The organism is Achromobacter sp. DH1f (assembly GCF_000633435.1).
In the GTDB taxonomy this organism is placed as follows: Bacteria; Pseudomonadota; Gammaproteobacteria; order Burkholderiales; family Burkholderiaceae_B; genus Achromobacter; species Achromobacter deleyi.
On sequence record NZ_AYMF01000028.1, the window covers coordinates 40,536 to 62,662 of the forward strand.

The 22,127-nt window shown below is 60.7% G+C and carries 23 protein-coding genes; 13 read left to right on the forward strand and 10 right to left on the reverse strand.

Translation table 11 applies throughout. From position 1 onward, the window contains the following. Window positions 1–2 precede the first annotated feature (2 nt). The 7 genes from pilO2 (at window position 3) to U858_RS0123675 (ending at window position 8,150) form a co-directional block, all read left to right on the forward strand. The gene (gene pilO2 / locus U858_RS0123645) at window positions 3–1,391 is read left to right on the forward strand and encodes a type 4b pilus protein PilO2 (RefSeq protein ID WP_025139624.1); all 1,389 of its coding nucleotides are present in this window, start codon (window positions 3–5) and stop codon (window positions 1,389–1,391) included. Further along, window positions 1,372–2,025 carry a hypothetical protein gene (locus U858_RS0123650; protein WP_025139625.1) on the forward strand — a complete coding sequence of 218 codons (654 nt, stop codon included), beginning with the start codon at window positions 1,372–1,374 and terminating at the stop codon, window positions 2,023–2,025. The genes pilO2 and U858_RS0123650 overlap by 20 nt, the downstream gene beginning before the upstream one ends. A 323-nt stretch (window positions 2,026–2,348) precedes the next feature. Next, on the forward strand, window positions 2,349–4,016 hold the full coding sequence (locus tag U858_RS0123655) for an ATPase, T2SS/T4P/T4SS family (protein WP_232786590.1): 1,668 nt from the start codon (window positions 2,349–2,351) through the stop codon (window positions 4,014–4,016). Beyond that, window positions 4,013–5,155: a hypothetical protein gene (locus U858_RS0123660; RefSeq protein WP_025139627.1), complete on the forward strand. Its 1,143-nt coding sequence runs from the start codon at window positions 4,013–4,015 to the stop codon at window positions 5,153–5,155. The genes U858_RS0123655 and U858_RS0123660 overlap by 4 nt, the downstream gene beginning before the upstream one ends. 76 nt (window positions 5,156–5,231) lie before the next feature. Continuing rightward, a complete protein-coding gene (locus tag U858_RS0123665) occupies window positions 5,232–5,858 on the forward strand; it encodes a type 4 pilus major pilin (RefSeq protein ID WP_157838849.1) in 627 nt (208 codons plus the stop codon). Window positions 5,859–5,911: 53 nt separating this feature from the next. Next, window positions 5,912–7,573 (forward strand): hypothetical protein, encoded by a 1,662-nt coding sequence (locus tag U858_RS0123670; RefSeq protein ID WP_025139629.1) that lies wholly within the window; start codon window positions 5,912–5,914, stop codon window positions 7,571–7,573. Beyond that, window positions 7,563–8,150 (forward strand): hypothetical protein, encoded by a 588-nt coding sequence (locus tag U858_RS0123675; RefSeq protein WP_157838850.1) that lies wholly within the window; start codon window positions 7,563–7,565, stop codon window positions 8,148–8,150. The genes U858_RS0123670 and U858_RS0123675 overlap by 11 nt, the downstream gene beginning before the upstream one ends. Here the strand turns inward: U858_RS0123675 and U858_RS36255 are convergent. The 10 genes from U858_RS36255 to U858_RS0123725 form a co-directional block, all read right to left on the reverse strand. After that, window positions 8,147–8,710 carry a TrfB-related DNA-binding protein gene (locus U858_RS36255; protein ID WP_025139631.1) on the reverse strand — a complete coding sequence of 188 codons (564 nt, stop codon included), beginning with the start codon at window positions 8,708–8,710 and terminating at the stop codon, window positions 8,147–8,149. The genes U858_RS0123675 and U858_RS36255 overlap by 4 nt on opposite strands. A gap of 442 nt (window positions 8,711–9,152) precedes the next feature. After that, window positions 9,153–9,491 (reverse strand): hypothetical protein, encoded by a 339-nt coding sequence (locus U858_RS0123685; protein ID WP_025139632.1) that lies wholly within the window; start codon window positions 9,489–9,491, stop codon window positions 9,153–9,155. Between the two features lie 173 nt (window positions 9,492–9,664). After that, window positions 9,665–10,426, reverse strand: a complete 762-nt coding sequence (locus tag U858_RS33880; RefSeq protein ID WP_198529756.1) for a phosphoadenosine phosphosulfate reductase family protein — start codon at window positions 10,424–10,426, stop codon at window positions 9,665–9,667. Between the two features lie 203 nt (window positions 10,427–10,629). Beyond that, window positions 10,630–11,469 (reverse strand): N-6 DNA methylase, encoded by an 840-nt coding sequence (locus U858_RS0123695; RefSeq protein WP_081821720.1) that lies wholly within the window; start codon window positions 11,467–11,469, stop codon window positions 10,630–10,632. Window positions 11,470–11,598: 129 nt separating this feature from the next. Further along, entirely contained in the window at window positions 11,599–12,111 is a 513-nt protein-coding gene (locus U858_RS0123700) for a hypothetical protein (RefSeq protein WP_025139634.1), read from the reverse strand. Window positions 12,112–12,177: 66 nt separating this feature from the next. Further along, window positions 12,178–12,564 (reverse strand): hypothetical protein, encoded by a 387-nt coding sequence (locus U858_RS0123705; RefSeq protein ID WP_025139635.1) that lies wholly within the window; start codon window positions 12,562–12,564, stop codon window positions 12,178–12,180. Window positions 12,565–12,675: 111 nt separating this feature from the next. Further along, window positions 12,676–12,957, reverse strand: coding sequence for a hypothetical protein (locus U858_RS0123710; RefSeq protein WP_025139636.1), 282 nt, complete (start codon window positions 12,955–12,957; stop codon window positions 12,676–12,678). 149 nt (window positions 12,958–13,106) lie between these two features. After that, window positions 13,107–14,081: a hypothetical protein gene (locus tag U858_RS0123715; protein ID WP_025139637.1), complete on the reverse strand. Its 975-nt coding sequence runs from the start codon at window positions 14,079–14,081 to the stop codon at window positions 13,107–13,109. Window positions 14,082–14,235: 154 nt separating this feature from the next. Further along, entirely contained in the window at window positions 14,236–14,688 is a 453-nt protein-coding gene (locus U858_RS0123720) for a hypothetical protein (RefSeq protein WP_025139638.1), read from the reverse strand. A 240-nt stretch (window positions 14,689–14,928) separates the two neighbouring features. After that, window positions 14,929–17,700, reverse strand: coding sequence for an autotransporter serine protease (locus U858_RS0123725; RefSeq protein ID WP_025139639.1), 2,772 nt, complete (start codon window positions 17,698–17,700; stop codon window positions 14,929–14,931). A gap of 423 nt (window positions 17,701–18,123) precedes the next feature. Here U858_RS0123725 and U858_RS0123730 point away from each other — a divergent pair, with 423 nt between their 5' ends. From U858_RS0123730 to U858_RS0123755, 6 genes are all read left to right on the forward strand, one after another. Then, entirely contained in the window at window positions 18,124–18,909 is a 786-nt protein-coding gene (locus tag U858_RS0123730; RefSeq protein ID WP_025139640.1) for a hypothetical protein, read from the forward strand. A 63-nt stretch (window positions 18,910–18,972) separates the two neighbouring features. Next, window positions 18,973–19,695, forward strand: coding sequence for a hypothetical protein (locus U858_RS0123735; protein WP_025139641.1), 723 nt, complete (start codon window positions 18,973–18,975; stop codon window positions 19,693–19,695). A gap of 327 nt (window positions 19,696–20,022) precedes the next feature. Then, window positions 20,023–20,376 (forward strand): hypothetical protein, encoded by a 354-nt coding sequence (locus tag U858_RS0123740; protein ID WP_025139642.1) that lies wholly within the window; start codon window positions 20,023–20,025, stop codon window positions 20,374–20,376. Beyond that, complete coding sequence (locus U858_RS0123745; protein WP_025139643.1) at window positions 20,373–20,672, forward strand: hypothetical protein; 300 nt, start codon at window positions 20,373–20,375, stop codon at window positions 20,670–20,672. The genes U858_RS0123740 and U858_RS0123745 overlap by 4 nt, the downstream gene beginning before the upstream one ends. Further along, on the forward strand, window positions 20,669–21,268 hold the full coding sequence (locus tag U858_RS0123750) for a DotI/IcmL family type IV secretion protein (RefSeq protein ID WP_025139644.1): 600 nt from the start codon (window positions 20,669–20,671) through the stop codon (window positions 21,266–21,268). Before U858_RS0123745 ends, U858_RS0123750 begins: the two co-directional genes overlap by 4 nt. Before the next feature lie 129 nt (window positions 21,269–21,397). After that, entirely contained in the window at window positions 21,398–21,901 is a 504-nt protein-coding gene (locus U858_RS0123755) for a hypothetical protein (RefSeq protein WP_025139645.1), read from the forward strand. Window positions 21,902–22,127: the final 226 nt, after the last annotated feature.

Below are 22,127 nucleotides of genomic sequence, written 5' to 3' on the forward strand. Positions count from 1 at the left end.
GAATGAAGCTCCGGAGACGCGGCCTGGCCGCGAACGCACGTGAGGATTTCGCGCCGGCGTTGATTACGGACGACAACCGTACGCTCGTCTTTGGCGCTGACTGGGCGCCGCTTTTGGGCGGGCGTACCGATGCCGCCGCCCGAAAGACTGCCACGACGTTGAAGGCCTCACATTATGTCGTGGTATCCAACAACGGACAGGCTGGTCTCGGCACGGTCCGACTTAGTCGCGGTGACCTCAAGAAGATCGGAAAGCGCAAGCTCTATCCTGCGGCGTCCGCCTTCGCGATGTTTCGGCCAAACGGGACGGCAGTAGGCTTCTTTATCCTGGATGATGGGCGAATCTGGGTGGTGCTGTCGCAGAACGGCATGGTCCGTCGCAATGGCGATCTGATCTACACCGATCAAGACATGGCCTGGCAGCGCCTGCACCAGCTGCAAAGTGAAGCCCAAGATCCGGACAGAGGCGGCGGCGCGTGGACGTTCTACGGAAACGTCGATGAAAACAACGTTGAGCATCTCGCATTGGAGGAGTTGCTGAACGTCGAGATCAAGCCGCTTGAACTCCGTAGATTTAGCTTCGACCAACTGCCGAAGCCGGTAAAGGTCTGCCTGTATCTCACTGCTGCGTTCTTCGCGTGGCAGGTCGCATCCGACTGGCACGCAGGGTACTCGCGAGAGCAGAAGCTCGCTCAGCTGCGCGCCAACATGCAGGAGCCGGAATTGGCTTGGGCGCGCGCTGTCGCGGAAGAGGCCTCCGGCAGGCGCATCGATCATATCAAGGGCGTCGAGAAGCTGTACGAGGAGCTGACCAGAATTCCTCTGGAACTGGACGGCTGGCGTCTACACAAGGCGGGGTGCACTCCCTCAGCACAAAGATGGCTGTGTGCAGCGACGTATCTCCGCGACGCGTATGGGACAACCAACAACCGCTTCGACGCCGCGGTGCCAAAGGGTTGGACGGCGAGTTTCGACCCCATGGGTACCGCAACTGGCAGTTGGGGGTTCGCGATCGAAGGCTCGACCAGAGGGGTAAACGTGGGGGCTCTCCCAACGCGAGAGCAGATTCTGCGCAAGCCCGTTAGTCAGCTGCAAGAGATTCTGCCCGCGTTCACCGCTATCCGCCTGCCGAGCGCTGAGCCATGGTCCATAGGGACGCCGACCGATGGAAATGGCAAGGCGATCTCCAGGCCATCTGGCCTGCTGGTGCCTGCTTCGATTCCGTTGATTCTGGAAGGGCCTTTGCGCTCGCTCTCAGTGTGGGATGTCGATGTGACGCCTTCTTCCATTCGCAAAGTCGACATCGAGCGGATTGACGTTGAAGCGTCTTTGAACTCCAGCCCACTAAAAATGATCTTGATCGGAGAAATGTATGTGCAAAGTGCAAAGTGATCGAAACCCGGGGTTTGCGCGCCTTTTCGTTGGCGTCACCTTTATCGTGAGCACCTCCCTTTGCTGGGCACAGGCCCAGGTTAATCCCTCCGCAGTGGCTGCAGAGAAGTCCGCCCTGAAGAACACCAAAGGGCAGGTCGCAGACCTCCTTGACCTGGATGCAAAGATCGCGGCCGACAAGATGCGGCGGGAAGCGGGCCAACCGACGCAAGCTGAACTAGCTCGCCAGAGCGAAGCGGCCCGCGAGCAGACCAAAGCTGCCCAGATGATCGCCAACGCACCGCCGCCGCCTCCGGCGGCGCCGCAAGTCGAAGCCATCTACGGTGTGGCCGCCCAGCTTACGGCCGTGGTCTCGTACAACGGGCAGCAATACGAGTTCCGGGCCGGCCGCCCGTATGCCGTCGGCCACTCCGGTGGTCCCCGCCTCAAGTCGATCAGTGGGCAATGCGTTTCGGTGACGTTTCAGGATGGCGCTAAGACCGCGTGCTACCGCCATGAGCCGAACCTTGGCCCTGGTGCTACCCCGTCGGACTTTAACCGTGGCGGCACCGCGCCCAGCAGACAAGACAGCACGGCGGCGCTGCCTGGCCAGTTCGGGGTAATCGCGCCCCCGCCTCCCTTTCTCACCAAATAATCGGCATCGGGAACTACCAGACTATGGGTTTTTTCAGAAGCCTATTCGGGGGCAAATCGAAGTCTGATGCCAGCGCGCAGCAGAGGAAGGGGGCTGCCAAAGCTGCGCGGGGCTCTGGACCCGAGATCAGCCGAAGGGCTGCCCCCGGAAGACCGCCTGAGGCACAGAAGTTGCCCGTACCCCGTGGAACGGCAACGGTAGGCTCTCGGCCCCAAGCGCCCGCGAGCGTGGTCCACAAGGCGGGCGGGTCGCCGACGGGAGCTATAGCCACGGCTGCCGCTCAAGCACAGGGCGAGCCAGCGGTCGTCAGCTCCGAGAATGACTTGGCAAAACACGTGCGCTTTCAGGAGGCTGTCTACAAGGATCTTGACTTGTTGCCGCTGTCCGCTTCCAAGGTTTGCCCAATTCTGCTGGAAACGGGCGCGGTAGTCCTGCTCTGCCAGTCGGACTACATGAACTCGGACCTGGCAGACGAAGTTGAAAAGCTCGTTGCCAATAAGCTGCAGAAGCCCATGTCCGAGCCACGTCGCATAGCCGTCACGGTGCCGGCCATTCTGAGCGCCATCATCCGCGGGCACACGAATAGGCAAACGCTGAGCAATCGTAGGAAGACACTGGTCAACCCCGAGCGCACGGCCATCATGGGCATCTTCGAAGATATGATCCGGTGGGGCACCAAGCACAATGCCGCGGACATTCACATGAACGTCTACGACGACCGGCCATACTCTGAAGTGAGGTTTACGGTCGGCGGGAAGTACGTCGCAGTAGATCAGTTCGCCAAACTACCAACCCAGCAACTGCTGGAACTGCTCCGCGTCGCCTATATGGAAGTGCAGGGCTCCGGCCAAGCAACGCTCCAGCCGCTTACCGAGCAGCAGGGGAGAAGCCTGCATACCCTCGACGAGGGCAAGCGGGTCATGCTGCGGTGGGCGACCTTGGCTGCAGACTCTGGCGTATCAGTGACACAGCGAATTTTGCACCTTGACCTGGAACAGAGGCCCAAGTCTTTCGAAGAGCTGGGGTATCTGCCTTCTCATGTTCGAATGCTGGACCGTGCCCGCCTTGCCAGCGGCGGCGCAGTTGTCATGTCCGGAACCGTGGGCTCGGGAAAGTCGACGTCCTTGGCCACCGCGATTCAGTTGATTCCGGGGTACCGAAAAGTGGTGACTTTTGAAGACCCCGTCGAGTACATCCTGCCCAACGCTATTCAGAACACGATCACACGGTTGGAGGATGTCGATCCCTTTGAAAGAAAGCTGGCGGCCGCAAAGCGCAGTGCAATGCATGACTTGATGATTGGCGAAATCCGCGACATTGAGACAGGGCGGGCATTCATGGATCTTGCGGCGTCCGGAACGAACCTATACACGACCACCCACGCCGGCTCCAGCGCCCAGGTCCCGGATCGCCTGGCCTCGGAGGTAATTGGGGTTTCTCGTGACTTCCTTGCGTCCGCCGGCATTCTGAAGTTGGTGGTGTATCAGGCCCTGATACCCAAGCTCTGCGACTGCAAGCATGACTTCGACCATCTAACTATAGAAGGGGGCATGGATGCGGAGGGTCACCTCCGCAATGGCGACTTCTGGGAGCGATATGCCGACCGGTTGGATCGTCTATACCGGATCGATGCGCGCGCAAACGTCAAGGTTCGAAACGCGGACGGCTGCCACCTGTGTAAGAAGCAGGGGTTCAAAGAGCTGTTCGGCCTGAATGACAGAACGGTCGTTGCCGAAATGATTGAACCCGGTCTGGACGATCGTGCGTTGGACTTCATTCGACGCGCCGACAACGCTGGACTGAACCGCCACTACTTCGGTAGGCCCGATTTGGACTACACCAGCGAAGACATGACCGGTAAGTCCGCGATGGATTGCGCCATTTACAAAGCCTACCGCGGGATGCTGGATCCCCGAGAGATCGAACCCCGATTCAAGGCGTTTGAGACGGTGGAAGTCGGCCGCTCTTTGGGGCAAGGGAGAAAGGGATGATCAGCGCACTAGGAAGCTGGATTGCAAGTCTCGGGCAATACTCGCTGAAGCATGAATTTGCAGTTCGCGCGTTTCAATCTCGGCGCGCGGATTTCTACGAGGGTCTCTGCGACAAGATGGAGGCCACGGCAGGCAAGAAGACGTTGCAGAACATTCTTCAGGATGATTGTGAACGAAACGGTGGCGTGACGACAACGCGAGGATACCTGTCGGACTATCTTGCGACGCGCTTGGTCACCGATGGGCAGGGCAAGCTTAGTGAAACCCTGCGAGATATTGTGCCCGATGAAGATGTGATGATTCTCGCGGTTGCTGAAATGGCCGGCCCGGGTGCCTTGGAGCAATGTCTACGGGACCTGACGGACTACACGCGGCTATTGGATCGGGTTAAGTCCGCATTCACCTGGACGATTCTCGCTGGTGGTATCACGCTCCTTATGTTCGTCGGCATGCTCTTTGTGATTGCTTACGGTACCTATCCTCGCCTGGCAGATGTATTCGGGTCGTTGCCGCTCGATATGTGGCGTGGGGCCGCTTCGAGCCTTCGGCGAACCGCGCTGTTCCTCCAGGGGAACCTGGTGCTTATCCTCGGACTGAGCGGCGTCATCGTCTATCTCTTGCACTGGTCGTTGCGAAATTTTGTGGGTCCGTGGCGCGAGAAAGTCGAGGATCAATTCATCTGGCGGGTATTCCGAGATTTTCAGTCCATTCGATTCTTGATGACCCTCGCTGTCATCCTGAAGCCGCGCCAAGGAAACACGATCAACATGCGGGATGGCATTTTGTTGCTGGACGAGCCCCGTAATCCTTGGCTGAGCTGGCACATTCAGAAGATGCTGGCCAAGATCGAGGAAGAGCATCTTACGGGCGCAGAAACCTTTGATACCGGCATTCTGCCGAAAAGTCTCTATCACACCTTGGCGGACGTTTGTGTCTCCCATGGTGTCGATGTTGGGCTGCAACGTACACGGCGACAAGTGGAGGTTCGCGTGCTCGGTGACGTTGCAAAGCGCGCGACAGTGGCCAAATGGACGATGTTCGCTATTTCGATAGCCGGGCTTATTGGAATCGCCATGTGGCATTTCTCGGCAATCGAGAACCTCAAGCGTGCGCTGCAGCTGTTCTACATGTCGTCCTAGCGCTGTGTCCATATGCCCAAATCGCCATGCGGTGATGCAGCTTCTTCAGAAATTCATGTGTAAAAGTGAGATAAACATGCAGTCCAATATTCAATCCGTTGCAGGCTTAGATGCGCAGATCATGGGTAGTCGCAGGGCTCGGCTTGCTCATGGCTTTACCCTGGTCGAGTTCGGCGTCGTGCTCGTTCTGGTTGCGATCGTTGCGATCTATTCGATTCCACGGGTAGACGCATACCTTATCGACGGAAAGGTTCCAAAGGTGGCGGACGACCTGAGGAGGTTCATGGCCAGGAGCCGCGTGAATGGTGCAGCCGCGGCCGATCCGAACGTCGCGTTTCAGTCAGGTACGCAGCGCGCTTTTGCGCTGGCGCTGAACGGATCTACCACACTCTCTTCGAACACGACAACGTTTGTGGTTCAGCACAACCTAGGCAGCGGCGGTGTGGTGCGCTACAGCCCGAGCGACGGCGGCCGTGGCTACACGCTGACGCTTGACAAGGTGCACAACATTGCGTGCGCACCGCTGACGGGAATTTTGGCCCGCGATGCGAGCAAGATCTCGATCAACGGCCAAGAGCTGAAGAACACTGAGACCCCCGTCAACTTCAACGCGACCAATGCCGACGCGGCGTGCGTGGAAGGTGAAGCGAACACCATCGTGTTCACTGTGGGCAACTACGAAATTAGCGCCGGCTCGAAGTGAGCAGCCTGATCGGCGACTGAGCCCGGGTTCAGCCTATGGGCTACGGAGTAGACATGATGAAGCAAAGAGCACGGCTAGCGCGGATGAAACGTCAGGCAGGCTCCCTGTTGGCTGAGCTGGGGATCGTGTTGGCCATCCTGGCCGTCCTTGCTGTGCTTGGTTCCAGCAAGGTGAAGGCAGATCTCGACGATACGGTGGCCGAGTTCACCGGCACCTATATGCTCAGCGTAAAAGGGGGATTGGATGCCTTCTTAAGCAGCACGTTCGACGATATTGCCCGTGGGCGGTACGATGCGATTCGTGCCGGAACGGCGCCTGGGCCCGGTGGTTCTGGGCGGCCGGGCTATCCGTCATTTCGGCTCGAACGGACTTTGGGGGACGGGAGCGAGGAGTTCTCTCTTTCGCTCCTGGACTTGCGGCGCGCCAAGAACGTGCCGTCGGGGTTTCCTGCCTCCGCACCGCTGGGAAATATCCCGCTGATCAGGGTGATCCGTTCCGGCGGGGCGACCTGCCCGGGGACGCAGTGTCGGATCGACGCGATGGCCTATTCGTCCCGCCCATTGAATTCGGGTATCGCCCGCTTCGGGGATTCGAACATGATCGGAAAGTTTCTCATGTCTACCGCCGGGTATGGGATGGCGGCCCAGGTCGACAATCCCGCCGAGCTTCGCGGCGCGACTGGGGCGTTTGCGAATCCGGTCGACTTGGGGATGGATGGGATCGTCGGCGTGCATGCGCTGCTCGACACCACCATGTATGAGCAGTTTGTGCGCATCCGAGACTCGCGAGATCCAGATCTGCAGGGCAACCTGACCGTCGCGGGCACCACCAACTTGAATGTGGTCAACGTCAAGGGCGATCTCGGTGTGGGTGATGACGGTGCTGGTAAGCACTGTGTCGAAATTCGACCCGAGGGGCGCGTGCTGGTCAACTGCGAAGGCCTGCTCCAGGCATCTCGAGGCGAGTTTGCCGGTGGCAAGCAGACGGTGGTCGACGGCACAGTCGGTGTGACGACAAAGGGTCTTGTCGACTCGGATGGCGGCCTGCGCGTTCGGGGGACGTCGGTGACCGCGGTGGGCGAAGACGAGGGGCTGGACCTCAAGCTGGGTACGAATTCAGGCGTGGCTATCCGTCGTCAGGATGGGACAGATACTCGGGTTGAAAGCACGCAATTCGATGCACAGAAGCTGCGGCTGCGCAATGCGTCGGCGACAGTGCGTGCCAGCCAGCCCTGCAGCGCTGAGCAACTGGGCATGATGGCGCTGACCACCCAGGGTGGCGTTGCCTATTGCAACGACGCCGGCACCCAGGGAACCCTTTGGATGGAGTTTTTGAGGGTGGCCACCGAGGGCGACAGCTGCGGGGCGCAAACGGTGGGCGGATCTCTGGCGCAAGGTACGGCCGGAACGTTGGTGTGCCGCAATGGAAACTGGCGCAAGCTGTCTGACCAGTACTCGGCGCTGACGCTTGTGGCATCACGGATCGTGATGAACGGCGACACCGTGCCCAAGCCTGCCTGCGGCAACCTTGGATCCTCTCTGATCTACCTGGTGCCGCGTGCGTTCGACTCCACTCGTCCGGCGTGGGAATGGGTGGCAGAGAACTCCGGCGGACTTTGGCGAGTGCGGGTGAATGCGCCCGACTGGGGGCAGACTGTGGGCAATCCTAAGCTCGCTCAGGCCATCGCCCAGATTTACTGCAGCTATGCGTATTGAACAGCAGCCGGGGGCGATTGACGCGGTCTGCCGGCAGAGAATGCCTGGTGGTGGTGCCACTGCAGAGCAGCTGAAGCGTTGGATGGCTTGGCGGCTGGGCGCACGACCCGGCCTGGGCCACGGCGCCGATACCACAACGCGTGAGGCCATGGCGCTGTGGTCGGCCGTCGTGGATTCGCTGATCTGGCAGCGAGATCACCAAGGGACGCAGCTGGACGCCGGCCGCTTCGTACAGGCGCTGCGCCTGAGGGATGTAGAGGGGCGTGCGAGGGACGGGGACCCGGCCCTGCAGGTCTATCTCCGACGGGCCGCTGGCGGGGAAGAAGGCAAGGCGGTGCTGTATCGCGCAAGGCACCCCTATATTGCGAGCTTCATCGCCAGTATTCTCGCTGGCGAACTTGAGCTGCAGCTAGACGACCTCGCTGCCAAAGTCAGTCTTGCAGACAGTGACTCAGCGCCGCGCAGGGCCTCGCGCCGGCTGCTGACTGGACTCGCGTGCGCTACTTTGGGGGCTGGGAGTGTCGCGCTGGTGGTCTGGAGCGGTCATTTCCCAGGTTTTGGGGCAGGCTTGTTCTAGAACGGGTAGGGGATGTGGCCCAACTGCTCGTGGAGATGCGCGGACCAAGCGTAGCTTGGGCGGGATGACTCAGCGCCCCCGACAGCCTGATGCGCGAGGTCTATCCCCATCAGCAGGCGCGCAACAGAGGCACGGGCGGTTGCGCAAGAGCAGTCCGCCCGGGCGGCAGCCTGGGCTAGGGTGAGTCCATCGAGCACTACCGCACGTGCGGCCAGCTCTTCCTGGGGGCGTAGCCTGGCGATCTGGCACAAGGCGTCTACCTGGCTTGTGGCCCTCCCATGCGCTTCAGACAGGTCAGGAATTGCAGCTTGGGCTGTGGATAGGGCCGATCGCAGGCGCCCGACAGCGTTACTGATAGTGGCCTTGCCGACGCCCAACTCGGCAGCCACGCTTAAGCGCGCTGCACCGTGCACGACGATCTGACGGATGGCGTTTCGCGTGCTAGCTGAATCCAGACGGGCTATATCGGCCAGGGCTGCAAATTGCTTTAGCGAAAGGGGGGGCGGAAACTCTAGGGTCATGGGCTGTACGGTGCTGGGGCCAATGGATAGTTGCCCCATACTTGAGAGCCGTTGGGGATCGGTCGTCGCTCACACGCCCCCATGCTTAGCGAGTGCAGCTTTGCTCGGTTACCTGCCATTGGCTTGGCTGCGCGTCCGCGTCTTTTGCAACTTCGATCGCGCACGGCTTTCCTGCGAATGCAGCGCTGTATACAAGCCGATTCGGCCCGATTCTCGCCGGAGGGAGTTCGATATAGATGCCTTCGACAGCTCCTGACGCAGACGGCTCGAAGACGCCGCTATCGTCAGACGAGTTGGTTGAGGTGGGCGCCCACCGTGTTGTTTGAGCCTGGCCGTCCAGCTGCGAGCTGGCCGTGAACGGCACGCTCACAAGAACCACAGACAGAAAGATGGTTTTCATTGTTTTCCTCGTAGCCTATGTGTAGGCGCAGGTTTTCTTGCGAAATGGTAACCCGGTTTGCAGGGCTGCACGGCGCCATGGCTATTCGTCGCGCGGCTGTCTCCCCTGAGCGCGATGATCGGGCGTCTCGGTGTCCAAGGCCTCGATACCGGCCAGAGCATGGCGTGCGATGTGCAGCAAAGTCGCACGTTGCAACGCCTTGTCCGTTTCGCCCCCGTTCAGATTGGAGATGCGCCGGCGTATCAGTTCAAGGTAGTAGTGGGTGGAGTGCCGATCATTGGATCCGGGCGTGCCCCAGTTCGCATGATCCTTGGCGCAGCCGTTGGCCAACTCGATGAGGATTCCGAGGGTGACGGAGGACAGCTTGGCGGGGGTGGTTTCTGCTTCATGGCCAACAGTGGGCGTGGCAACTTGGTTCATGATTTCTCCATCAAAGATGAATGGCGGGTCGGCTTGCTAAACGAAAAGCGATAGTTGTGACGAGATCGCAGTGCTCGACGTCGTCGAGAGCTCTGTGCGTGTAGTGGATGGCACATCAACGAGTACGCCTGTGACTTCCTCGAGCGACCGCCGACCGTGCTTTTTCGTGGGCATCAGCATGACGTGCTCTGTCTTTCGTTCGAGGGCCACATATTTTCTATAAAGATCTGGGTCATTGAGCAACTCGGGCCTCTCAGTCGCCAGGCGCGCCGCCGTGCGGAGGTCCTCTTCGCTGGCCATAATGCAGAAAACACAGCTGAAACGGCGCATGCCCTGCAGGTAGACCGGTAGACCTGGTCTTCCAGCATTTCGTGAATAGGTAGCCAGTCGTACCATTCGCGGCCGGCCTTGCTGTTGCCGGTATGCAGTTTGAACGGGGTGAGTTTGGCGCGGCCGCTGCTCTCCTCCGCGCGCATGCCCATGCAGTTCACGATAAGACCCATGCCGGCGGCCAGGGCGTCGGCGCGCTCCTGGGTGCCGATCCTCGCGTCCGGCCCTCGACCGACCCACTTCTTGATGCGGATCTCTACGATGGTTCGGATGGTCCGCTCGATGGGCCCACGCTTGAGGTCGGACGTGCATTGGCGCTGCTGTGGGCTTGGGAACATGCCGCGTTCCTCGATCATTTGCAGCAGTGTGCGGCGCGAACGGCAGATGTGCAGAGGTTCGCTGGTGGTGGTCGCCTTGATGTGGTCGACGGCGCCGGCCCACTCGACGGCACCGAGGTCGGCGTGGACGATGACCATCTGGCTCGCAGGAATGAAGGCTCGCAGCACCAGATACATGGCCTGGGAGTCCTTTCCGCCGGAGTGGTTCACGACAAACAGCGCGCCGCGCGAGATGAGTTCGAGGATTTCGGGGGAGGGCAAGGTCATGGTCGAGCTCCTGATCGGGATGGTTTAGGGGCGCGGCCGCGAGCTGCGCCGCCGTCGAGAGCTGATCACTCGGGCATGCCGATGCCCGCCTTTTCGGTGGATCGCGGGGTACAGCGCCACCAGCAGCCCGCCAGCGCCAGGGTCTCGGCCCAGCGTTCGGGGGGACAGGATTAGCACCTGGTGAATTCGGCGAGTGCGCATCTTCATTGGACTTCCGCCGTGATCGCCTGGTTGATTTGGGAGGCCGCTGCGGGTGCGGTGCGGTCGGCCGGCGGGACAGGCGTCTGGGCCGCGTCCTGGGCGTCGGCCGCTGTCGATGCCCTGCGCCGGACCTCGCGCTCGTGTAGACGGGCTTCCCAGCCCCAGACGCAGTGTGCGGGCGTGCGCCATGCGCTGTCTGTGTTCCAACCCGCGTAGGGGCTGGGGCCCAGCGAATTGCCATGAAGAATCACCGCCGGCACGTTCAGCAAGGACAACTGGATGAAGGCCATCTGGACGGCCGTGATGTCGATGTCCACGCCGGTGACGTGAATGGTGCGATGCGTCGGAAAATCGTGACCCAGGATGATCTCGGCCATGGCGATCACCATGGCGCCGCCCCCAATGCAGGGATCGAGCACAGTGATAAAGCCGTTTTGGGCGACCTGCTCCTGCACGTCTCCCCCGAAATTGATCTGCGCCATGAGGCGACTGACCTCGTAAGGCGTGAAGAATTGACCGCGATGCTTGTTGCCCAGGTCTAAGGCCATGAACAGACTTCCGAGAAAGTCCTGGTGGCGCTCCTCCAAAGCGAAGACGACGTGCGCCAGGCCTTCGGCGAAGTGGCTCATTTCTTCTGCCGTGTACCGCTTGCTGATTGCCTGGTACTCCTGCTCCCTTGCAGTCCGCCGCGCGCTGTCCACGGAAGCACTGATGGCGCATGCGACGCTGGCGATGAAGTCTTCCCAGACCCGCCACATCTGGTGTCGCCCGCTGAAGGACTCAAGGAGCTTGATCACCGCGCGGTGGTGATCGGTGTGACGAGAGTTGTTCTTTTTGGCCATGTGCATTCCGACGTATGAGCAATAGATCAATTTCAGAATACATATGGACATATGTACTTCAAAACTTTTTGTGAGCACGAAGACAAGGTAGGGCGCCGGCCCGCCTCGGTCCGCCCCCCCGAGTTGCCGTCAAAGAACTGTGAGCGCGTAGCCTCCTGTGGCCATCCGCGCATCGTGCACGGCCTCGTGGACGGTCACCAGGTGGCCGACCCGTTGGCGAGCTTCGCCGTCGATAACCTGGTCGAGTACGAAGGACTGAGGGGGGCGCTCGGTGGCGGTGTCCGGGAACAACGCGCGACGATGGATGCGCATCACAGCGGTCAACGCAGACCAGCAGATCTCGCCGCCGCCCGGCCTGGCCGGCAGTTGAAGGTCGTCGGCAAACAGGGCGTACAGGGTTTGTCTGACCTGCATGCGCACGTCGAACACGCTGATGGCTTCGCCAGCTCGCGCGCTGATCCAGTCTTCGCGATGCGCCAGGTCGACAAAATCGAGGGTGGCGTCAGCATCGGCCATCTCGCTCGCTACGGCGATGCAGGCGTCCGTGGAATTCTGTGCCCACGCTTCTGATGTGAAATGGCCTTCATCCGCCTGCTCCCAGGGAAGGACAGCGCGCCAAAGACGCATTTGGGGTGTGCTCATGATTTTTCCTTCAGGGCAAAAAAAGATGGGAGACGCCAGCAACGCGCTCCGGGATTGTCGAGAGGCTCAGTCTTGAACTGCGCAGGCCTCATCGCGATCTACAAGCTTGTAGAAGTAGGCCCATTGGTCTGCTGTGAGGATATGGATCCAGCCTTCTTCCTCGGCCGCGTCGATCACGTGGAATGGCATAGGCTGCTCGTCCGGCCCAACGCGTTCGACGCCGAGCCGTACGCCGGCTTGCTCTTGACTGATCAGGACGGGATCGCCTGAGACAAGGGCCTGACAGCAACGCAACAAGATGACATTGTCTTGCTTGATTGCCTTCAGACCGGTCTGGATTGAGCTGGGATCGGTTTGATAGGCGCCGGGCTCCTGCGCGGCCAGCGCAGCCAGAGGGAGCAGGGCGTTGGCGATAAGGCGGGGCTGGGAGAGCGGTTGAATGATGATGGTCATGGCGAACTGGGACGCGTCAGCTAGGTGAGTAGGATGTGAAATCCAGACTACAGATACGGTCAGCCCATCCCAAACTTCTTCACCTGACTCCTGAGTTCGCTGGCTGGCGAGCTACGCGGACGGCCGGCACAAGTAAACGGGCGCGACGAATACCGACCAGGTCTCCGTGTGTGTTTCACCGGTCCAGGACGTCTCATGCCAGGCGCTTTGCTCGAAATCGAATTCATCCTGGTTCAAGTCGTTGTACGCATATCCGAATAGGCGGCCGTCGGCGTCCAGGGAGGCGGCGATCCCGTCGCCCACCACTATTGCGGCAAGGGGGCCAAGGGAAAGCAGCAACGCGCGAAGGCGTTGTATGTAGGCCTGGTACGAGTATTGGTCTTCGGATTTCATGAGGTCGGCTCCTATTCGGCATGGCAGCGTCCAGGCGCCCCCGCTGTGGTAGCAAGATAGGGGGCGCCGGCAGAGGGCACGCACTTAGCGCGCCAGGGGGTAAGCGGAGTTGGGCCGGCGCGGGCAGCGCCGGGCATGAAGGCTTGGGTCTAGTCGTACATGGCAAGCCCGATCACCAGCTCCCCGTCCGCGTCGAATTCGATTCGATGAGCGCCCACCGAGTCAGCGAACGCGAGAATCGGCACCATCCACTCAGGAAGCTGAAGATGTTGCCGAACCTCCGGCAGTCGCTCGGGCACCTTCCAAAGCCAGCCGTAGCGAATCGGCTCTCCTGCGCTGGCCAGGTACGGGGCGGGCGCTTCACGATCGGGGACATGGGCAGAGGACAGGACAATGGTGGTCAAGCGCTCAGGATGCCCGTTTCCAGCACCCGAGGCAGATGGATCAGGCGCGGATAGCAGATCGGCGACAAGCTTGTCCATGACTTGTGCTCTTTGCTGCTCATCGCGAATGCCCGCCACCAGCTGCTGGACGCACGCCGCCATGGCGCCAGCTGCCTGAGACATCCTTCCCTCAGCCAGGTGAGACTGAAGGCCGCTTGCCACGGCCAGGATTGCATTGGTATCGACCTGGGCTGAATAGTGCGATCCACAATGGTGAGCGGCTCCGCCATAGATTCCCAGGTCAGCTTTGTCTGCCCAGAACCCCTGCTCGATCGACAGGGAATACAGCCCATGCCCATCCTGGAACACCTCTGCGAGGCGATACAGGGTGTCGATAGGGATGAATCCCGAGTCGCTTTGATCCAGAAGAACCCGGAGCGCCGAGTGGTCGGGCTGCTTGAAGTAAGTGAAGAGGGCGCGGATAGTGTCTTCACGGGTCGGTTCAACGACGGTCGCAGGAATGGCGAGCGTCCTGCGCAGGGATGTAAGCCCTGCCCAAACCGTATCCGCTTCACAGACGCAATCAGTGTCCGTCATGTAGAACGCGTAGGCCCGGCAGCCAGGTGCTTCGGAGTGGACGGCCTCGAGCTTCGAGTCCATCGAGCCGAACAGGGCGTGAATGACAGCGGTGTACCGTCGAACTGTGAAGATGCAGGTGGCGGAAGTGGATGCGTGGGACATGTGGTCTTCTCTAAGTGCGGGCTGCGGTATGCAGGGCCCGCCTGTCAACCAGAGTACATACTGGCGTATGAACTCCAAAGAATTCCATCAGCACACCCTCGTGGCAGGTCGGTCAGCGGCTCCAGGCCGCTGACCATAGAAGACTGGGCAGTGATCAGACGCCTTGGGCGTCCAGCTCCAGCAGGCGCAACTCAAGAAACTCGAGCCAGTATTCGTCACTCGAATTGGATGCGTCACGGCCGCCGCCCTCGACCAGTTCGCGCCGCGCGGCAGCGCAACCTGCGCGGAAGTAGGGGCAACGGTCGTCGCCCGGGAGTTGTTCTGCCTCCCCCAGGGACAGTTGATAGCCACGTTCGAATGCGGTGCGATGCTTGGCGCGAAGAATCTCGGTCGTCGAGGGGTGCATCACTTCAGACGCCGCGGGAAAAAGAGGCAAGACTTGCTCGGACGAGTCGTCGATTGCGTCCAGATCGTCCAGCAGTGCCTCTGCGCTGCCGTCGGCGCGCTGCCGGATGCCAAGCCCGGAAATGGAACTGTCGTTGACGTAGGCGACGCCGTCGAGGAATGCGGAAGCCTCTCGGACGGTGGGGTAGGTGATGGCTTTCATGTGGAACCTTGCGTGGAGTTGGTCGGAAACTGTCCTCCGGTGCTGCCATTGCGGCGACGGGGACTGTCTCTTCAGCTGAGTCAGTGAGCTGTTCAACCAGACTACCGAGGCTAGCCACGCCAGCAAAACTTTTGGTGAGAGCGGCGTTTCACAGAAGCGATAGGCAAAAAAAAGGCGAGGGGTGAGGCCCTCGCCAAACTCGGGGGGCGCGCCGGCACGCCACCCCCCTAGAAATGCAGATCAGTGGAACTGGTAGCGCAGGCCAGCGGAGAAGACGTTGTTGGTGACGCCACCGCGACCCAACTGCATGTCGTAGTTCGCGAACCAGGACAGGCTGTTGCCGAGCTGCGAGTTGGCGCCCAGGCCCACCCAGCCGGTGTGGCGTTGCAGGCCGATGCCCTTGACCTGGAATCCTGCGTCGGGGGCGCCGGCGAACGATGCGGTGAAGTCCAGGCTGGTGGGATTGCCGTAGCGATAGGCGCCGTATCCGCTGAAGGTGGTTTGGCCAGCAAACCACTCGACCGGAGCGGATTGCAGACGCAGACCCAGGAGGCCAGCCGTCTGGTCGTAGGACTTCTTGTCTGCCTTGAGGCCGAAAGCACTCTCGTTCTCGTAGATGGCACCGCGCTTCAGATGGTCGTAGGACAGACCGACGAAGGGCGTGACACGCGCGCCATTCAGGCTGAAGGTATGGCCGACTTCAGCGTAAAGCGAAGTGACCGCGTCGGTACGACCGCTGTTCACATGATCGGCGCCGTTGACCAGGATGTCGCGCTTCACGTTGGAGTGGATCCATTCGTAGCCAGCACGACCGGAGACGTAGGTGCCAGCGTCAGCGCCGTAACGGCCATAGAGGGACAGGCCCGTACCTTGGCTCTTCGACTTGCCGCCGTAGCTGTCGAAATTCGCCTTGGCGTCCGACCAGGTCAGCGCAGCACCGAGGATGCCGTTTTCCGAAATGCGGTGATCGAAGCCGATCTGGCCACCGAACAGGTTGGTGTCGGCGCCGGCGAAACCCGACTGCTTCAGCTTGCCCGTGCCGCCGATCATGTTCACCCAGGCGCCCGTCTTGGCACCAGGAATCGAGAGATCGTCGACCCGGTTGGAGAGGGCACGGTTGATTGCTTGAGACTGTTGGAAGGTCAGAGCTTGGGACGAAGCGTAGATTTGCCCGCTGACGCTATCCAGAGCGGTGGCGAGTGCGGCCGTGCTGTCAACCGCCTGGAGCTTTGCCGCGGCAACGACGAAGTCGTTGGTCACCGACGATTGGACGCCTTGCACCTTGGCGTCAGTGGCCTGGAATGCGGTTTCGACTGCATCGGCGGCCGCCAGGCGGCTGGTCTGGCCGGCGTAGAGGCTTTGCGACACGCTGGCGACGTTGCTGCGCAGGACGTCCAAGTCCACTTGGGTCGGCGTGTAGGTAGCCGTCACAGAGTAGAGCAGACCAGCTCCGCCCGTGACCGTGCCGAATTGCCCGTTGACCTGACCCGCTTTCAACGCGGTTTCCTTGGCCTTGACGACGTAGGTGTCATCGGGCTTGGTCACGACCAGGCCGGAGTTGTTCAAAGCGGCCTGGCCATCCACGACGACGGTGGTGCCCAGTTGGGTCATCAGGGTTGCCTGGGGGCGCCAGGCGTTGTAGTTGCCTTTGATGTGCAGGCCCTTGCCAGTTGCCTGGACAACCCCACTGTTGTTCACAGAGGCGCCGGCGACGCCGCCGTTCGAGGCCAGTTGGCCGTCGACGAACACGTTGACGTCGCTGCTGACGCTGCCGTACAGCTCGACGGTGCCCTTGCTGATGGTGGTTCCACCTGCGTAGGTGTTATTGCCCCACAGGACCAGCGAGCCCGTGCCATCCTTGGTCAGGCCGGCATTGCCGGAAATGTCGTTGAAGAACTGCGACCGGTAATTGTCGAAGTTGGCCACGAAGTCGCCACCCAGGGTCAGAGCTGTGTCGAACTTCGCCGGACCGCGAACCGCGCGATCGGGATTCAGACGGCCCCAACCAAACTTGGTGCGGTCGCCCAGGTCGTCCGCGGTGGAAAGGATGGTCTGACGCAGCGCGCTGTTGTCCATCCACGGATAGGCCTGGGACACCAGGGCGGCGGTTGCGGTTACAACGGGCGCGGCGAAAGACGTCCCGCTCAGACCTGCCGGCGCTTGAGCGCTTACGCACCAGTTGGCGGCCACACCGCACTGGTTCGACCAAGGCGCCAGGGTGCCGTCGGCTTGGAGCTGCGTCACGGTCAGCCAGCCGCGCTGGAGTGCCGGATCGATGTAGGGCGCGCCGGCGGCGAAGAACGGATTGGCCTGCGATTCATTGCCGTTGGCCCAAATCAGCAGCTGGCCATCTCGCAGGACGGCGTCACGGAACACCGGGAGGAAGTTCTGGGCAGTAGTGGAGCCGGGCTGCGTCTGGGCGCCGCCGGGGAACGCGTACTGCGGGTCCGTCGGAAACGACCATGAGTTGTTCACGATCTTTACGCCGCGGCTGGCCAAGGTCGTAAAGCTGGTGCTCAGGGTCGCTGCCGAGAATGAGGACGGTTGATTTGCCTGATAGAGGCTGAAGCCGCTGGCCATACCCTTCGGGAAGCCGTCGCCGATGTCTTTGCCACCAGCTACACGGCTGACAATGGCGCCGTGCGTGCCGGCCTCTGCCAAGGCAGGCGAAATCACTTCCTGCAAGGCGCCAGCGACCGCGGCCGGGTGATTGCCCGAGGGGTCAGCATCGAAGCCAGTGTCGAGGATGCCTACCTTGACGCCCGTGGCATCGAAGGACGCGGCATTGGGCACGGACGGCGTGGGCGACGTGGGCCACGAACCGCCCGTATTCCCGCCGGTGTCGCCGCCCGTACCACCGGTGCCGCCGGTGCCGGGCAGCGAGCCGCCACCATTGCCACCGCTGCCACCACCACCGCCGCCACCCCCACCGCCGCAGGCGGACAGGATGGCCAGGGTCAGTACCGAGAGGGCCAGCTTGGACGCGAGCTGGCGGGATTTGGGCGTACTCATTTCGGGTCTTCTCCGTAGAAAACTGAGCCTCGATGGGCTAGGAACTTGCTGGTCTTAGGTATGAATCAGATTTACGATTCATAATGACAGATCGAAGACCGATTCCCAAGAATTTTGGAGAAATAAATGGAAAGTTTCAGATTCGTCTTGAAAAAAGCGCGTAGTGTACGCAAAATAGGGGGCGCAACATAGTGCTGGCTAGGATGCCAAGTTGCCTTTTGCGTCGTGCTGGGGCGTCGCTGCTGACGCTTTTTGAAACCGTTGCGCCCTTTTGCGGGGTATGTAAAGAATGTATGATCCTTACGATTCATCTTCTTAGCGATGAGTCCGCAGGAATTGCGTATGCCGCGCAATTTTCCGGTGTGAGGATTGCGGTCAAACAATAACGAACGCGCGGGCTCAGATGCGCAACCGATCCCATTTATGGCGATAGAACTCCAGTATTTCGACCCTTCCAAGACCAAGCCGACGCGCCTGCAGTACTACCTGCGCAAGGTCGCTGATCCGGCGGACTTTCCGCTGACCGGCGAGAAGCTAAATCTCTTGCGCGAGGGGCCTTTGCAGATGACCGAGCGCCAGGCCGCGGAGATCCTTGGCGTGAGCTCGCCTCAAGAGGTGCGGTTTCGCGAAGCGATCGCTCGGCCGGGCCTGGTCGACATTCAGGTCGAGATGAACTTGCATCTCTATGTGGCCAAGCCCCATCCGCTCTCGCTGCGGATCGTGGCTGAAGAGGACCACTGGAAATCCGACCGCTTCACCGATTGGCTCTTTCAGGACATCGGCGTTTACTACGATTCACCACATTGGCTCAACATGGGGGGGCCCCGAGCGGACCTGCTTTCCAGATTGCGCGTGATGGTGCTTGAGTGGCTGCCCATGCTGCTCAATGGCAACGTCAACAATCGGTACGCCATGGTCAACGGCACCCGGAGCAATTCCAAGCCCTCGCTGCGCGTTTTGATGTCGCGGCTGCGCGAGGCCGATGCTGCCGACATGGCCGATTACGAGCGGGGGACGATGTGTTCTGCTCACCAGGCCTATCAGGACCTGAAGGCTCTTGCGCAGTGGTGCTGGCAGCGTCGGGTTGGCCACGTGCCACAGGCCGAATTCGTACTGGAGAAGATTGCCCAGCAAGATCCTTTTGAAAGTGATCTCTTTGAACAAGTGAAAGAGCAGTACGCCTCGCGCGTAGTGCGGAACGCCAAGTGAGGGCGTCAGCGCGGTAGCTTTGCTGCAGCGCTGACCCTCCGTGTTTTCCACTCTTGAGGATCTATGAAAACCAACCCTGACTCGGCTGAGTCCGAGCAAATCGTGCAGCCAGTGGCCGCAATGCCGAAGACCAGCCGGCAGCAGCTCGAAGCCTACTGTCCGATAGACCCATCGACATCTGAAGCTGCGCCGGTCCAAGTGTCGCTCCGGACGATCAGCGTTGACCTGCTGGATGGGGAAGATCAGCTGTTCCGATTTAAGGAGCCGTTGCACACCTACATTGCGAAGTCCGGCTGGAGCAAATCTGCCGGTGGCTACAGTACGGCGCTGTATGAGCTGTATCGTCCCAAGATCCCGAAGCGCATCGACTTCTCCTTCCCGTTTTCGGTTGGAAATCTGACGCCGCTCGATGAGACCCCTGGCCTGGATCTGACGCGCAATGATCGGACGATTACTGGCGATCTCCTGACCTATTTTCAAACCCATTTCGATGAGCAGCTGAGCAAGCTTCGCCGCGTCGAGCGGTCTGAGATGGAGAAGATTGCAGCATCGTTGCTTCATCGCAAGCACGAGCATGTCTTGTACATGGCGCGGACCTTCCCCGCGCTGCTTCAGCAGCTGTTCGACGACTATCCCAAGCTCCAGGCGGTCCGATACATCGGCCGGATTGGCGTGCCCGGAATGCCCCAGAAAGATCAACTCCAGTCGAAAGTCGTGACGATGCGTTTCGACCCGACTGTGATTGATCTGTATAACCCGTCCCCAATTTTGAATATTCAGCCCTAACGCCTTTGCTGGCGTTGGGTACATAGGGCGCCCACCGGGCGCCCTTTTCTTTGGCCGGCGAACGCCTGTCGGAGAATCCTTCCCCCACACCCTCGGTCCGGGCGAGTGTCCTACCCCCACCCCCTGATGCCCCTCACCCTGGCCACATGCAAATAAGTGGTCACAGTGTTGCGGGCATTTTTTTCTTTCCATTATGATTCGTTATGTTTGTTCATCCTGATAAATAGCTAGAAGAACTGGTGGAATTGCGTGAGAACGTCGACATTGAATAGCGTGCAGGTGCGGGGCACCCGGGAAGATGTGGCGCCTGCAGGAATCGAGTGGCTCATGGACCAGGCCGAATTCGGTAGCGACGATGCCGATGTGGTCCGGTCCTATGTTGCTCTGCTATTGCGCAATGGCACTCTCACCGTGGTTTCCCAGCCCTCGACATCGCGGCACGTGCCTGCTTACGTACCGGAGGCGTTGGCCAACGTCGGCCTGACGCAGTACTCGCCGGCGGAAATTTGGCACCGTTTCACGCAAGAGACCAACCTCAGAACGAGTCCGTCGGGTCGGTGCCGCAGTGAAGTGCGGCGCAAGGCTCGGTTCCTGCTCTGGCTGAAAGAGCGCGGCCGCGCGGCCCAGTTGCTCAATTCACGCAGTGGCGCAGGCCTACCGACCGCGACGCAGGCGGCATGATGGGACCGTTCATTGACGCTAGCGCGACGGTGGAAGAGGCTAACGATCTGGCCCGCGGATTCCAGCAGGTCGCAAACCCTGCGGTGTTCAGGCTGGCTGTTGCTTTACTGATCAGCGCGGTCATCGCACTCTTCGGCGCCTATCGCCTTTTCGCGGCAGACGCCGTGGTTGAAGCCTTGGCCCCTGGGGGCGCGGTCTATCGGCCGGCCGCCTACGTCGATGGCAAACGGCCCCAAATTCCGGTGGCGATATCAGAAGAGATGGCGGCCCTTGGCAATGGAGCGAAGCTGCCATGAGCAAGGCCCCCAAACGTAGATCCGCCGCGACCGTCGTCGCAATTCTGTCGACCGGCCTGTTCATCAGCGTCGTCTCCAACGCTCTGCTGCTGACCGTGGCCAGCCGGACAAAGCAGATACCGATAGCGGTGGACGACAAGCTCAGGATCATGCGTCCTGCGCTACTTGATCAGGTCAACGTCTCGGACGCTCGGGTCCTAGAGTTCGCCGAAGAAGCCCTGCGGGCCTCGTTTTCCCACGACTTCGTGAATCACATTGGCACGCTGAACTACGCGAAGCGGTTCTACACGACTCAGGGCGGTCGCATGCTGCAAGAGCAGCTGGAGCCAATTCTTGACGAGATGCGTAAAGAGCGCGCCGTCATGAGTGCCGGCACCGAGGCACCCCTGATGGTCCGCTCCGCGCACCTGTTTCACGGACGCGTCGCGTGGCAGGTCGAGATCCCCATCACGATCAGATTTCAAGGTCAACGGGCCTCCTACTCGCCTCGGCTGAGGGTCGCCCGCATCCTGGTCGTTCAGGTACCGCCGGAAGAACACACGCGCGGAATCTCTGTGCACACCATTCAGTTGGAACCCAGGAGAGCGGCTTCTTAGGCCCGGCGTCGGCGCGCAATTGGCAATCACTTGCGTGTGCCTTGCGCGCCCGATTCAAGTACGTGAAATGACAACTGCCTATTGCTAGGGCTGCCGCATGCACCCAGCAGTAGGACAAAGGAGCGGAAGTTGAGCGTTAACAATCAGAGCATTTACAAGATCCGGGCCATGATGATGCAGCGGATTCACCAGACTCTGAGCAAGCATTGGCCGGATTGGTGGAGGTCGCTGGGGGGTATGGACGCGACTGAAATGAAGTCGGCGGGTGCCGCGATGACGCTGCTGCACACGGCACCTAACGACCTGGCGTTTGGCTTTGCCTATGGGCTGTATACCGTTCGAATGAGCCGCGAGTCGCTCAGCGAACACGACCTGGCGACCAGCGAGGTGGCCCTGCACGTGATGAACGCAATCGACTATCACAACAACGAACTGGCCACGAAGCACGGTGCGTTCGCCGATATCAGTGAACCCCCGTTCGGCCCGGACTTCTCCGAGTACGAGGTCTGGTTTCACCAAGCCCCGAACGACTTCGCTTGCGGCACCGTGTGCGGCTTTTTTTGCGCCTACGACGAAGCCGTGCGTAGCGGAAAGAGTGCCGCCGTGGTAGTGCAACCGCTCACCCCCCGTTGATAGGCAAGCCATGCGCCTCTTGAAGCCAATGCTCTCGCGTCTTCGTATGGTGGCTGTCGCCACAGTGGCCGGTGCCGCGGCCTTCAACTGCCATGCCGAACAGGCAACCACAGCATCACAGCCCACCGCCACCCAGCCCACAGCTGCCAGCGCCCAAGCTCCGGCGCGCAGCGGTGGGAAGGGTATAGGGCAGGTCGGAGTTGCACCTCAGGTAAAGGATGTGGCT

Bases quoted from the DNA above. Each gene is read 5' to 3' on its own strand.
- pilO2 (WP_025139624.1), top strand. From the start codon at position 3: ATGAAGCTCCGGAGACGCGGCCTGGCCGCGAACGCACGTGAGGATTTC.
- U858_RS0123650 (WP_025139625.1), top strand. From the start codon at position 1,372: ATGTGCAAAGTGCAAAGTGATCGAAACCCGGGGTTTGCGCGCCTTTTC.
- U858_RS0123660 (WP_025139627.1), top strand. From the start codon at position 4,013: ATGATCAGCGCACTAGGAAGCTGGATTGCAAGTCTCGGGCAATACTCG.
- U858_RS0123665 (WP_157838849.1), top strand. From the start codon at position 5,232: ATGCAGTCCAATATTCAATCCGTTGCAGGCTTAGATGCGCAGATCATG.
- U858_RS0123670 (WP_025139629.1), top strand. From the start codon at position 5,912: ATGATGAAGCAAAGAGCACGGCTAGCGCGGATGAAACGTCAGGCAGGC.
- U858_RS0123675 (WP_157838850.1), top strand. From the start codon at position 7,563: ATGCGTATTGAACAGCAGCCGGGGGCGATTGACGCGGTCTGCCGGCAG.
- U858_RS36255 (WP_025139631.1), bottom strand. From the start codon at position 8,710: ATGGGGCAACTATCCATTGGCCCCAGCACCGTACAGCCCATGACCCTA.
- U858_RS0123685 (WP_025139632.1), bottom strand. From the start codon at position 9,491: ATGAACCAAGTTGCCACGCCCACTGTTGGCCATGAAGCAGAAACCACC.
- U858_RS33880 (WP_198529756.1), bottom strand. From the start codon at position 10,426: ATGACCTTGCCCTCCCCCGAAATCCTCGAACTCATCTCGCGCGGCGCG.
- U858_RS0123695 (WP_081821720.1), bottom strand. From the start codon at position 11,469: ATGGCCAAAAAGAACAACTCTCGTCACACCGATCACCACCGCGCGGTG.
- U858_RS0123700 (WP_025139634.1), bottom strand. From the start codon at position 12,111: ATGAGCACACCCCAAATGCGTCTTTGGCGCGCTGTCCTTCCCTGGGAG.
- U858_RS0123705 (WP_025139635.1), bottom strand. From the start codon at position 12,564: ATGACCATCATCATTCAACCGCTCTCCCAGCCCCGCCTTATCGCCAAC.
- U858_RS0123710 (WP_025139636.1), bottom strand. From the start codon at position 12,957: ATGAAATCCGAAGACCAATACTCGTACCAGGCCTACATACAACGCCTT.
- U858_RS0123715 (WP_025139637.1), bottom strand. From the start codon at position 14,081: ATGTCCCACGCATCCACTTCCGCCACCTGCATCTTCACAGTTCGACGG.
- U858_RS0123720 (WP_025139638.1), bottom strand. From the start codon at position 14,688: ATGAAAGCCATCACCTACCCCACCGTCCGAGAGGCTTCCGCATTCCTC.
- U858_RS0123725 (WP_025139639.1), bottom strand. From the start codon at position 17,700: ATGAGTACGCCCAAATCCCGCCAGCTCGCGTCCAAGCTGGCCCTCTCG.
- U858_RS0123730 (WP_025139640.1), top strand. From the start codon at position 18,124: ATGGCGATAGAACTCCAGTATTTCGACCCTTCCAAGACCAAGCCGACG.
- U858_RS0123735 (WP_025139641.1), top strand. From the start codon at position 18,973: ATGAAAACCAACCCTGACTCGGCTGAGTCCGAGCAAATCGTGCAGCCA.
- U858_RS0123740 (WP_025139642.1), top strand. From the start codon at position 20,023: ATGGACCAGGCCGAATTCGGTAGCGACGATGCCGATGTGGTCCGGTCC.
- U858_RS0123745 (WP_025139643.1), top strand. From the start codon at position 20,373: ATGATGGGACCGTTCATTGACGCTAGCGCGACGGTGGAAGAGGCTAAC.
- U858_RS0123750 (WP_025139644.1), top strand. From the start codon at position 20,669: ATGAGCAAGGCCCCCAAACGTAGATCCGCCGCGACCGTCGTCGCAATT.